Below are 12,811 nucleotides of genomic sequence, written 5' to 3' on the forward strand. Positions count from 1 at the left end.
ATAATTAATTTGTCTAGTGTAATAAATTAAAACCACTGGCTTTTTGGTTATAAATTGAACCAAATTTACAAGCAAGAAGCCAATGATTCACATCTTTTAATAAAAATAAAAAAAATACGAAAAATTATTGCTTTCAAAGTTGACATAGACACAAAACACCTGCAAAATACGCAGCACATCGCAGGGATGAAAGCTTTTATTAACTAACGGAAGTTTTTTTAGAATCTGCAATTTTTAGGGGTGTCGCCAAGCGGTAAGGCACAGGGTTTTGATCCCTGCATACCTAGGTTCGAATCCTAGCACCCCTGCCACTTTTCTTGTTGATTCACAAGTAAACAGACAGCAGAAGATAACCTAGAAGGATGCATTCTTGTTGGTGCTCAAATAATAATAATATCTTTTCGGCTGTCTTCTGCTATGTGTTTAAGTTAGATGAACCTAAATCTAAGGCTTTTTACACATGTCCACAATGATGATATTTACCGGTAATGCCAATCCGGAACTAGCACAAAAAATTTCCTCTCATTTACAATTGCCTATAGGCAAAGCGACCGTTGGTACGTTCAGCGATGGCGAAACAATGATTGAAATCCTAGAAAATGTTCGTGGTCGCGACGTTTTTATAATCCAATCTACGTGTAATCCATCAAATAATAATCTGATGGAGCTTCTAGCCATGGCCGATGCCTTAAGAAGATCCTCAGCTGCGCGAATCACCGCGGTAGTTCCTTATTTTGGTTATGCCCGCCAAGACCGACGTGTACGTTCCGCGCGAGTTCCTATTACCGCCAAAATAGTCGCAGACATGATGGCCTCTGTTGGTATATGTCGTGTTCTTACTGTTGACTTGCACGCCGATCAGATTCAAGGTTTCTTCTACATGCCTGTAGACAACGTTTATTCAACACCGATCTTACTTGAAGACATTACCAAACAAAACCTACAAAACATTATGGTTGTTTCTCCAGATGTTGGTGGTGTAGTACGCGCTCGAGCCGTTGCAAAACGCATTGAAGATGCAGAATTAGCGATTATAGATAAGCGCCGCAGTGGCCCCAATAAATCAGAAGTCATGCACATCATTGGTGAGCCTGCTAATAAGAACTGCATCATTATTGATGATATTGTTGATACCGCCGGTACTCTTTGTTCTGCAGCTCATGAGCTTAAGAAAAACGGAGCTAAAAGCGTTAGAGCGTATATAACGCATCCTGTTTTATCCGGGCCTGCAGTTAAAAATATTAAAAATTCAGGACTTGATGAAGTAGTAATTACAGACACGATTCCTTTGTCTGATGAAGCGCGTGCTTGCGATAAAATTCGCGTAGTTAGCCTATCTGATATGCTGGCACAAGCGATTAGGCGTGTAAATATTGAAGAGTCTGTTAGCTCTATGTTTGCTGAGTAATAAGAAGTAGTCCCACATTCTATCCTATTTAGGTCCCCTTCTGCTGTTAATCAAAAAGGGGACAGTACCAACCCATTAATGAATTCTCCTTAACTCCACTTAACTCAGCGCACTTGAGAATGACTCTATTTGAACACGAATTAAGCGGAGGAGCCGGCATCCGTTCTATAAACGCTTATAGCGCATGATTTTTCAGAAATAGACCTATCTCCCTAACCAAGCCACGTGAGCGTTAAAATGAGTGTAGAAAAAACAAAAAAGGGAGCTAATGCTCCCTTTTTTGTTTTTTTAAAATTCAATTAATCACGCGTACCAACATATTTATCATCAAAATAACGTCGTAACTTAGTTCTTAATGTTCCACGACTAATTCCCAGCATAATTGCAGCTCGTGACTGATTGTACTTACAGTGTTCCATTACTGCGCGAAATAGAGGCGTCTCAATTTCTTCAAGTACAAACTGGTATAAGTCAACAGGATCAGTTCCCTTAAGCTCTGAAAAATATTTTTGTACTGAATGTGTTACGCTCTCGGCTAGTGAAGCGGTGGTATCCACTACTTCATTACTGATTGTTGTCATTATTATTAGCTCCTCCTTTTAAAAACAGTATATTACCGAATCAAGCAGTGTGAGACAAGGGTAGAACTGAAAAAACTACGTTAAAAATCAACATATAATCCCCTGGCCATTAGCACGCGCCGATTCAAAAATCCCTTTAAATCCTCAATAAGGTAGACTGTTAGGTCTACCTTATTGATAATTAGAACTATTCTTAGAATTTTAACATCGAAGAATCAAAAGGTTTTCCATTAACAGTGAATTTTCCTTGCTCCAACGTGACTTCCACCAAGTAGTCAGTTCCGTGGACTACAATCAAACCAGTTTGTTGTAATGCACTCAATTGTTTGTCTGCTTGCATCGATGCAACTTGATCGGTACTTAGTGCCTGAGTTGAACCACTCTGAGTCGGTTGCAATTGTTGAACCAAAGTTTGTTGGATATCAGGTTGTTTGGCAATTTGTTGCATCACTGATTGCTGCATTAATTCTTTCACAGCAGCCGCAGGAACTTGCAATTTTGCCTTACCATGAATTTTTTGCATTAAATCGAATGGATTCACATTATCGCTTTTTGGTAATGAAACAAAAAGACTGCCATCAATCGTACCTTGAGGAATTACCAGACTAAGCCTTGAAATTTCAAACTCAGCACCTTGGCTAAACAATTTTGGTAGTTCAGGAAGCAATGCAATAACTGCTTGTTGACGCTGTGCATCTGTTCCATTTTGCATGGCTGCTGCTTGTTGATTTATTTTAGCCAATACATCCGCATCAAGATTTCTTAACGCAACAACTAAGGCACCAGGACCATAGTTTTTTGCATTAGCAAATATCGATTTTACAGTAATAGTAAAATTGGTATTAAAAAGATGCTGTTCAATATCACTGTCTGATTTCATAGCCAGCTCAGCAATCTCAAACATTTTTTGCCCTTTGACGACAATGCTAAGTGTTGGCAAGTTAAAGTTTGCATCACCCAAGTACAATCCAGCCAAGGTTTCATGTAAATCATAATCAGTAGATACTTTGCCTAAATCAACGGTGGCATCGTCTTTAGCAATGTGTATCCCATCAAGATTGATCGTACCACCAACCTTCTTCATTTCAGCGGACATAGTGGTTGTTGCATTCATTCCTAACCACTCAAAGCGACCATTGCCATCTTTAGCAAACAGTTTAAATGCGGGGACTTTCGAATCAAGCGTACTTTGATTGAAGTAATTTACGAAAATGCTTAAATCCAATTGTGGTTTGTCCGATTCTTTGGTGAAAGTGGAATCAAACTGCGCATCATATTGGTGTGGAAAAGGGAAAACTGATTCAGCATAACCCAATCCAAAACGTACGTGATTGTTAGTATAAATAATTGGCCCATGGTGAATCGTAAGTGGCATTTCCGTGGTGTAATCTTGCGCAGGAACTGTTTGAGGTTGTCCGTTTGCATCAGTTACTACACGCTCAGGAATATGCAATTGCCATTTAATTTTAGCTTCAGAGCTAAATAGACCACGATCATATTGCTCAAGTTCAGCATGCAATCCGTTCGATTGGTCGATTACTTCAATATTCTTTCTGATTGTTTTCTCAGTAAGAACCCCCATACCATAATATCCGCCTAAAACTAAAGCGGCCAGGATAATCACTAATCCTGCCAATTTTTTCATTGTGTTCTCCATGTTAGTAATTCGCTCGCAAACAAAACTGCAACGTAAAGTATATCAGTAAATAACAGAGTAGTGCGATAAATGAGTTAATTTAAACCTAAATAAAAAATGAATGAGTTAGCCATGCTATAGACTGGGAAGTAAAGGCTTTAATCTGGCCATTTACACTGAGGTTACTAAAAACTGGGGACCGTGTTTCTATTCACTAATAATTCAGATTCCTCTTCAACTTGAACTTCTTTTTTATCATTAACATTAAAAAATAAAACATGATCATGATGACATCTCACCGTAGAGCGATGCGCAATACTAATGATTGTGGTGTTTGGCAGAAGCTTCTTGAGACGACAATAGACTTGTTCTTCTACATGTTCATCTAAAGAAGCGGTGGCCTCATCCAGGAATATCCAGTCGGGCTTTCTTAGGAATATGCGTGCAAAAGCTATTCGTTGTTGCTCCCCCAATGATTTAAAACCACCAATTTGTTTATCTAATTTGTCTGCAAGTACTTCCATATTTACAGCCTTTAAAGCTAAAATTAATTCATTATCAGAATAAGAGCAGTCTGCATCAGGATATGCGAGTACCTTTCTTAGCGTATCATTGGGAAGAGTCGGCTTTTGCGGTAAAAAATAAACCGCTTCCAGGCTCTTGGGAATGATAATTTCTCCCTCACCAGACAACCACGATCCGGCTATTGCTTTAAAGAGACTGCTTTTTCCTGAGCCTGAAGGTGCTTGAATCAGAGTATGAACTCCTGGTGTAAACTGTAAATTAAGGCCTTTAATGACTAAGTCATTACTCCCGTGTAAATTAAGATCCAGGTTTTTTACCACAAGATTTTTATCTTGATGCTCTATAATACGAATAATTTTCTTAGTGGATTCACGTTCATTATTTTTATCCAAAGCCTGTTGTAATGTTACAATTCGGCCTAAGCTAGTCTGGAATTTATTAATCATTTCAAAAGAATTGATAAACCAGTTTAAAGAACGCGTCATCATGGAAAAATAATATCCTGCAGAATAAAATACATCCAAGGTAATAAGATCAGTGAAATATAAAGGTGCTGCAGCAATGAATGGAATAATTGCTTGAAGTGCTCCATTAAATAAATTAAACGATGCTGTTTCATTTTGAAGGGATAAGCGCCTTGTGGTTTTTATATTTAATTCATCGACCTCTTTTTCTAATCGTGTTTGATAATAATTCTCAGCATGTTCCATTGCTATTTCTTCAGAGAACATTTTAATATGTTGCAAATCAGCTCGTAAATTGGACTGCGCAATAGTTTCTTCATTAGTCGACTCACGCAATGATCTATTTATATAATAACCGATGAGCGAAGTTACAATGCCCACTCCTAGTGCCACAAATACTAAAAACCCCGGAATTACTATAGTTGCCCCAAAAAGCATAAAGGATAATGAGCCACCTGCTAAGCTTAAAAGTATTGTATAAATGACAAAATTAGAAAAGTTATCGATAAATCCTAAAAATAAGCCCAAAAATGATTCAACAACTTTATCAATATCTTCTTGAATCCGTTGTTCCGGGTTATCAATATCATTATAAATTCGTGAGATATCCAGGTAATTCGTCTTATTATTTAAATACTGATTTATTATTTTTTTAGTTAACCAAGCGCGCCAATTAACATACAATTTATTTTTTAAAAAATTAGCCAAATAATTAAAACCAGCCATCGCACTAGAAATTAAAAGACCACTACCTAATCCCACTAGCAAAAGAGCAGTATCTTTAACTATAAATGCGGCATAAATAGATGGAAAACACCACCATCCTAAAGCAAAACTAAGACCAATCATTGCTAAAGTACTCAATGCACAACCCCAAAATAGCGCCCACGCCTTCCATTTATCATTTGAATTAAAAAAATAATCAGACAAAAAACGCAGGGAGCTTTTGAAATAAGATGATTGCGGCGGCGAAGGATTAGTCATTATGAAGTATTACTAAGGCAAAAAAAGGCCCAATATAATACATAAGCAACAAATGAGCAACGTAGCGTATCTGGTCACAATTGCCGGGCAAGTCAGCTTAATTGAGCACATGATACGCCTGTTTTAATGCATCGGAGCAGTCCTTTCTGACGTCATTTATTCTCTTCGCAAGCGAATCAAAGATAGACAAGGCTAAACGCCTTAAGCTTAAAGCCTAACCCCGCAATGAGGTAAAGGCATTTTCGGCTTGGGACTGTAAAATCAAGACGGTTTAACTGGTTTGCAATAAGTTTCTTTAACGGTAAATGCCAAGATCAAAGCAATTAAAGAGCACAACGGTAACAGCTTTAAGCCCGCTTGAAAATCAGACAACAATAAGGATTCAACATTATATGCACGAGCCCCAGAAACCATATCGACTAACCGTCCAACCAAAGGCTGCAATAAAGCCCCCACAAAGATCGAAATCATATTGGTAAACGCAATCGAAGTTCCGACAACATTGCGATCGTGCAATTCAGTGGAAACAGCATAAGCAATAGCAACTCCAGTATTCGTTAGGCCAAACACAAAGAAAATTAAATACGCGGTATTTTGACTAAGGTTTGGACTGAACACAAATAATGACGTAAAGACAATACCACAGGCTGCAGAAAGAATCATAAGCGGTTTACGACGTCCCATTTTATCCGAGAGCCAACCCGATAATGGCCCACTAATTCCCCAACCAATAAAAATCAAACCTGTAGCAAAAGCGGCCGCATGTGCTCCGAGTCCGCGACCAAATTGTAAATAAGCAGGGCCAATCGCCTCGCCAATTACTGCCGTGGGGCCAAATAAAAAACCTGCATACAAGGCATTAAGCCAAGTTTGCTTGCATGACAAGATAATTTTCAAACTTTGTAAGATACTGAGTCGATTAACTAAATGCCCCTCACTGCGATGACCACCTGGGGTATCTTGGACAAATTGATACAATAGACCAGCTAAAGCAATAAATAAAAAGGCAATGATTAACATACTGTGGCGCCAGCCCACATTACTTACTAAGAAAGAAACAGGTGCTTCACCTGCAGCAGCGCCTAACATACCAAGCGCTTGTGTTAAACCGGCTAATAAACCAAGCATCGTTGGTGGAAACCAGGATGTAGCTAAACGTAGAGAACAAACAAAGGCAAATGCTGCACTAAAACCAATCAGCATACGCCCCACAGAACCCATAAATAAACCATCGGCAAGACCAAAAACACAGCAACCAAATGCCGTTACTAATGACATAACGGTTAATAAGCCACGGATACTTAAACGATCAACGGTAAGTCCAACCGGGATTTGCATGAAAATATAAGGAATGTAAAATGAGGCGGTTAAGATCCCGAAACCTGCTTCATTGATGCCAAAATCAATTTGCAAATATCGGTGCATTACTCCAGGGGCAACGCGTGCTAAATAATCAGAAAAATAAAATGCGGCCGCTAAACCCCAAACTAACCACGCAACGCCTAAATAACTCTTACTGTTATATATCTCTACTTTAGAATCATTTATTTTGTTCATAAAATCTCTACTTTATAGGCCCTGATTCGCCTTGTTTTATAAGCTCATAGATCCTTGCCGGGCATTCATGCATCAAAAAAACAAAACTCCTATCTGCCATAAATAGTCAAAATATGACAAATAAATCAACAAAACAAAATCTACATTATACTGTTGCTGTCATTTATTTCAACACATAGTTTGATTTGATTTTAATAAGGACCATACTCGGTTATAATCCTTTTTTTATACTTCCAAAGATATTCTGAATATGAACGCACTCGAACAGGCCATCAAAGACGCCTTTGATTCTTCTGGAAATACTAAAGAAGCCAACAAAGCTTATCTGGAGTTTATCAAGGCCAACTTTATTATTCCCGTAGAACAAACTACTGAAGACGAACAACCAAAAGTATTATTTCTCCAGGAGAATAAGGATATATTCCTGCCTGTGTTTACTGAAATGCACTACCTCGATGCCTGGGCTGGAGATATAGCTGCTAAAATTAATTTACTGAAATTATCTGGAGTGGATTTACTTAAGGGACTTGGTGAGCATATCACTATATGCCTTAATATAGGGAGTGACACTTATAAGGAATTTAACCCATCAGAAACCGCAAGAATGCGTTCGATGGTATTAAAATTTTTCAAGGATTAAAAACAATAGCGATTGTCCATAGACAACCTAAATAATGTAAGTTGGGTCTTTTGACCCAACTTTCGCACAACATTGACTAATTAAGCGACCAATTCAAATAATTGATACCCAACCAGTGCAGATGCCGCGATTGCACCGCTAATTTCAATAACTAAGGATAAGAAACTATGCTTGTGGCAATATCGCTGATCATTGGCAGCAACTTCTTTAGCTACAGCCATTTCTTCGCCAACATAAGAACTGATATCAAATAAAGGCTCATCCCCAGCTAACGCATCCCACCAGCCTTCTACCCAATGTGCCGCTTCCTGAGAGCCTGCTGGAAAAGGATTATCTTCTTCTGCCGCATAAGCTAATGCAGACTCATAACCAAACGCATAACTCTCTTCATAACTTGGATGTTCAATGTTAAAGCGTAATTTAATGTATGGTAGTAAGGCTGTAGTGTCGTTCATGATTGTACCCTCAATTTATGTATCCAGTATATATTTTCCTAAGTTCAACTGTGACTACTCCACGTTGTGTATCTATTAAATCTGTGTGCGGATTTTATCGCCTTCATGTTGATAATCTCTACACTTAAAACAATTCTACGACTTTAAGCTTCGCGAAACATCCAAAGTGAAAACATTTACTAATTCTTGACAATTAAAGCCCAAACCTCAGAACTCAGAACTCAGAACTCAGAACTCAGAACTCATTTCCCTTTTATGATTTCTATATATAGAAATGCAATTACTAGGCCAAATTTATTCTTTTACTGAATTAATTATTTAACACGATGAATATTAATATTTTTTTATTTGAGAGAGTCGAAAAATTCTTCAATTTATGTAGGCTGTAGATTGGATTATTGACCCAATCTACATTTCACTGATAATAACTATAAGGCAAAAATTTCATGTTCGCCGGCAAATTTTGCCGTTAAGGGGCTAGACGGTGATGTTGCCATTGCCCATGTTGCCGATAATAATGAATACGATCGTGTAAACGATTGTCTCTTCCTTGCCAAAACTCAATTTCATCGGGAATCACCTTATACCCCCCCCAATAATCAGGACGGACGACAGCTTCTTGGCCATGTTGTTGAATCAATTCATTTAATGAATTTTCCAATGCTTCACGGTTTGTAATTTCATGGCTCTGCGGTGAAATGATTGCGCTAAACTGGCTTTTAATAGGCCTTGATAAAAAATAACGATCTGATTGTTCATTACTCACCTGCTGCACTGCTCCACGAATACGTACTTGTCTTGCCATGTGCGGCCAGTAAAAGTTAAGTGCGGCATAAGGCTTATTCTGCATTTGCTTTGCCTTTGCACTTTCATAATTGGTATAAAACAGAAAGTTTCCCGCATCAATACCTTTTAATAAAACCACACGAGAATCAGGATGTCCCTTATTATCTACAGTAGACAAGATCATAGCCGTCGGATCATTGGTTTCATTTTTCAAAACATCTTCAAACCAAAACTGAAATTGAGCAATAGGATCTTGAGGAATTACATTTTCATCTAAGTTTAATTCGCCATAGTCGCGTCTTATATCGGCAATGCTTCGGAAATTAGTCATGAAACACCTTAAAAATGAGGGAATAGAGAGAGACTAATTGATAGCCTCTCTTTTTATTACTACCAACCAGTTACTTCAGCAATAGCATCACCTAAATCAGCCGGTGAACGTACTGTGCGCACGCCAGCAGCTTCTAGAGCAGCATATTTCTCAGCAGCAGTACCTTTACCACCAGAAATGATCGCACCCGCATGGCCCATACGCTTACCGGCAGGAGCAGTTACACCCGCAATGTAGGAAACAACTGGCTTGCTAATGTGGGATTTAATGTATTCAGCCGCTTCTTCTTCTGCAGAACCCCCAATCTCACCAACCATAATAATGGCTTGTGTTTGTGGATCTTGCTCAAATAAAGCTAAAGCATCAATAAAGTTAGTTCCTGGAATTGGGTCACCACCAATACCGATACATGTACTTTGACCAAAGCCTTTATCGGTAGTTTGTTTTACTGCTTCATAGGTTAACGTACCAGAACGCGAAACAATTCCTACTTTACCTGGTAAATGAATAGAACCGGGCATAATACCAATTTTGCATTCACCAGGAGTAATAATTCCTGGGCAGTTTGGACCAATTAAGCGTGCTTGGGTATTATTTTCCAGATAAACTTTTACTTCCAACATATCTAATACAGGCACGCCTTCAGTAATACAAACAATTAACTGAATTCCTGCATCAGCAGCTTCAATAATCGAATCTTTGCAAAATGGTGCAGGTACATAAATCACACTGGCTTCCGCTTTCGTTGCGTCAACCGCTTCGCGCATGGTATTAAATACAGGCAAACCTAAATGTGTTTGACCGCCTTTACCTGGTGTTACACCACCAACCATACGTGTACCGTATGCAATCGCTTGTTCTGAATGATAAGTTCCTTGCTTGCCAGTAAACCCCTGACACAGTACTTTGGTTTGTTTATTAACTAATACACTCATTGTTAACCTCGAAATTTAGTTTAAAGCCCGACCACATTTAATGTGGTGCGGGTAATCGCTCTATAGCAATAATAATTAAGCAACAGCCGCCACAATTTTCTTCGCAGCATCCGTTAAACTGGTTGCAGCAATTACATTTAGATCGCTTTTATTTAAAATATCAGCGCCTAATTGAGCATTATTACCCTCAAGTCGAACTACTACAGGGATTTTTACGTCCACTTCTTTCACCGCAGCAAGAATACCATCTGCAATAAGGTCGCAACGAACGATACCACCAAAAATATTAACTAAAATACCTTTAACTTTATCATCAGATAAAATAATCTTTAGCGCTTCACTTACTCGCTCTTTAGTTGCACCACCACCAACATCTAAGAAGTTTGCTGGCTCTCCCCCATGAAGCTTAATCACGTCCATAGTTGCCATTGCCAAACCGGCGCCATTGACCATACAACCAATTGAACCATCTAGCGGAATATAATTTAATTCCCAATCGCTAGCACGGTTTTCACGTTCATCTTCTTGTGAGGTATCACGCATGCTCTTTAGTTTAGGTTGACGATATAGAGCATTACCATCAATGTTGATTTTACCGTCCAGGCAAATCAATTGCCCTGCTTGAGTAACAACTAATGGGTTGATTTCTAAAAGACTTAAGTCACATTCAACAAACATTTTACCCAAGCCAAGCATTAAGTGAGTAAATTGCTTTATTTGCGCATCGTCTAAACCTAATTTAAACCCTGCTTCACGCGCTTGGAATGGCATAACCCCAACCAAAGGATCAACAACTACTTTGAAGATTTTCTCAGGCGTTTCTTCAGCAACTTTTTCAATCTCTACGCCACCTTCAGTAGAAGCCATAATCACCACGCGGCGTGTTGCTCTATCAACCACAGCACCAAGATATAATTCGCGAGCAATTTCACAGGTTTCTTCAACTAAAACGGCATTAACTGGTTGTCCGTGTGCATCAGTTTGGTAAGTAACCAAGCGCGTTCCTAATAATGCTTTCACTGCTGCAGCTAATTCATCTTTGTTAGAAACTAATTTCACACCACCTGCTTTTCCTCTACCACCAGCATGAACTTGTGCTTTAACAACCCAACGCGTGGTCGAAAGTTGTGATGCAACTTGAAGTGCATCCTCAACATTATAAGCCACCTCACCATGTGGGACAGGTAAGTTGTAGCTAGCAAATAATTGTTTGGCTTGGTATTCATGTAAATTCATTGCAATTACCTTTCTAAAAAGCAAAACCCGTGTTTACGGGTCATGCGGTTAATTGTGATTATTAAACATTAAGTAAAAGACGAGCAGGATCTTCCAATAACTCTTTAACACTCACCAAAAACTGTACGGAATCTTTGCCGTCAATCAAACGATGATCATAAGATAAAGCCACATACATCATAGGACGAATAACGATTTCCCCTTTTTCCACTACAGGTCGATCTTCGATTTTATGCATTCCCAAAATACCGGTTTGCGGCGGATTAATAATCGGAGTCGCTAATAATGAACCAAATACGCCACCATTAGTAATCGTAAAGGTTCCACCTTGCATTTCTTCCATGGACAACTTGCCTTGTCTGGCACGTGTTGCCGCATCGTTAATCGCCATTTCAATCTCAGCCATACTCATTTGATCCGCATCACGAATCACAGGCACAACCAATCCTCTTTCGGTAGATACAGCAATACCAATATCATAGAAACCATGATAAACCACATCCTGGCCATCAATCGACGCATTCACGGCGGGGAAACGCTTTAATGACTCAATCACCGCTTTAGTGAAAAACGACATAAAACCAAGTTTTACCCCATGTTTTTTCTCAAAATGGTCTTTGTATTGAGAACGCATGTCCATGACAGCTTTTAAGTTAACTTCATTAAATGTAGTTAACATCGCTGCATTATGCTGAGCTTCTAACAAACGTTCAGCAATCTTGGCTCTTAAGCGTGTCATTGGTACACGACGCTCTTCGCGTGGTCCCATTGCTGCAGGAGCAGCTGCTTGCTCTTTTTTAGCATCCGCTGGTTTTGCTGTTTTTTCTCTATTTGTTTCAATGTACGTAAGCACGTCCTCTTTAGTAATACGGCCTTCTTTACCACTACCTGGAATTTGTCCTGGTTGTAAATCATGTTCTGCCATCATGCGACGTACAACAGGGCTCGTTGACTTATCGTCTTTCGCACTCACGGCATCAGCAGTTTTCTCTTCTTGAGCAACAGGCGCTACAGCAGCACTACCTTCAGTTATTTTTGCAAGTAACTGGCCGGAAGTTACGGTGTCTCCTACCTGAAATAAAATTTCAGAAAGTACTCCATCTGCTGGAGCTGGAACTTCAAGGACAACTTTATCGGTTTCAAGATCCAATAAGTTTTCATCACGAGTAACTTTATCACCTACTTTTTTATGCCACGCAGCAACAGTTGCATCAGCAACCGACTCAGGCAGAACAGGTACTTTGACTTCAATAGACATGGCTATACCTTCTTA

Annotated in this window: 11 protein-coding genes and 1 tRNA gene; 3 read left to right on the forward strand and 9 right to left on the reverse strand. The window is 39.1% G+C overall.

The annotated features are described in order from the left end of the window. The first annotated feature begins 236 nt into the window (after nt 1-236). Nucleotides 237-311, forward strand: a tRNA-Gln gene (locus LDG_RS13800). 149 nt (nt 312-460) lie between these two features. Continuing rightward, nucleotides 461-1,408: a ribose-phosphate pyrophosphokinase gene (locus LDG_RS13805; RefSeq protein WP_006872028.1), complete on the forward strand. Its 948-nt coding sequence runs from the start codon at nt 461-463 to the stop codon at nt 1,406-1,408. A 299-nt stretch (nt 1,409-1,707) separates the two neighbouring features. Here LDG_RS13805 and LDG_RS13810 read toward each other — a convergent pair whose 3' ends face one another. The 4 genes from LDG_RS13810 to LDG_RS13825 all read right to left on the reverse strand — a co-directional run bounded on the left by LDG_RS13810 (nt 1,708) and on the right by LDG_RS13825 (nt 7,155). After that, on the reverse strand, nt 1,708-1,989 hold the full coding sequence (locus LDG_RS13810; protein WP_006872029.1) for a helix-turn-helix domain-containing protein: 282 nt from the start codon (nt 1,987-1,989) through the stop codon (nt 1,708-1,710). A gap of 193 nt (nt 1,990-2,182) precedes the next feature. Continuing rightward, nucleotides 2,183-3,634 (reverse strand): YdgA family protein, encoded by a 1,452-nt coding sequence (locus tag LDG_RS13815; RefSeq protein WP_006872030.1) that lies wholly within the window; start codon nt 3,632-3,634, stop codon nt 2,183-2,185. Nucleotides 3,635-3,810: 176 nt separating this feature from the next. Beyond that, nucleotides 3,811-5,598, reverse strand: a complete 1,788-nt coding sequence (locus LDG_RS13820) for an ABC transporter ATP-binding protein/permease (protein ID WP_040535987.1) — start codon at nt 5,596-5,598, stop codon at nt 3,811-3,813. A gap of 261 nt (nt 5,599-5,859) precedes the next feature. Beyond that, on the reverse strand, nt 5,860-7,155 hold the full coding sequence (locus tag LDG_RS13825) for an MFS transporter (RefSeq protein ID WP_006872032.1): 1,296 nt from the start codon (nt 7,153-7,155) through the stop codon (nt 5,860-5,862). 250 nt (nt 7,156-7,405) lie between these two features. Between LDG_RS13825 and LDG_RS13830 the strand changes: the two genes are divergently transcribed. After that, a complete protein-coding gene (locus LDG_RS13830; protein WP_006872033.1) occupies nt 7,406-7,795 on the forward strand; it encodes an SseB family protein in 390 nt (129 codons plus the stop codon). Nucleotides 7,796-7,875: 80 nt separating this feature from the next. On the opposite strand, the gene LDG_RS13835 is transcribed toward LDG_RS13830, so the two are convergent. From LDG_RS13835 to odhB, 5 genes are all read right to left on the reverse strand, one after another. Continuing rightward, entirely contained in the window at nt 7,876-8,250 is a 375-nt protein-coding gene (locus LDG_RS13835) for a hypothetical protein (RefSeq protein WP_006872034.1), read from the reverse strand. A gap of 469 nt (nt 8,251-8,719) precedes the next feature. Next, nucleotides 8,720-9,367, reverse strand: coding sequence for a pyridoxamine 5'-phosphate oxidase (gene pdxH / locus LDG_RS13840; RefSeq protein WP_006872035.1), 648 nt, complete (start codon nt 9,365-9,367; stop codon nt 8,720-8,722). Between the two features lie 59 nt (nt 9,368-9,426). Next, nucleotides 9,427-10,302: a succinate--CoA ligase subunit alpha gene (gene sucD, locus LDG_RS13845; protein ID WP_006872036.1), complete on the reverse strand. Its 876-nt coding sequence runs from the start codon at nt 10,300-10,302 to the stop codon at nt 9,427-9,429. A 75-nt stretch (nt 10,303-10,377) separates the two neighbouring features. Further along, on the reverse strand, nt 10,378-11,538 hold the full coding sequence (gene sucC / locus LDG_RS13850; protein ID WP_006872037.1) for an ADP-forming succinate--CoA ligase subunit beta: 1,161 nt from the start codon (nt 11,536-11,538) through the stop codon (nt 10,378-10,380). A gap of 61 nt (nt 11,539-11,599) precedes the next feature. Next, the gene (odhB, locus tag LDG_RS13855) at nt 11,600-12,796 is read right to left on the reverse strand and encodes a 2-oxoglutarate dehydrogenase complex dihydrolipoyllysine-residue succinyltransferase (RefSeq protein WP_006872038.1); all 1,197 of its coding nucleotides are present in this window, start codon (nt 12,794-12,796) and stop codon (nt 11,600-11,602) included. Nucleotides 12,797-12,811 lie beyond the last annotated feature (15 nt).

Origin of the sequence: Legionella drancourtii LLAP12, assembly GCF_000162755.2 — a bacterium.
Lineage (GTDB): Bacteria > Pseudomonadota > Gammaproteobacteria > Legionellales > Legionellaceae > Legionella > Legionella drancourtii.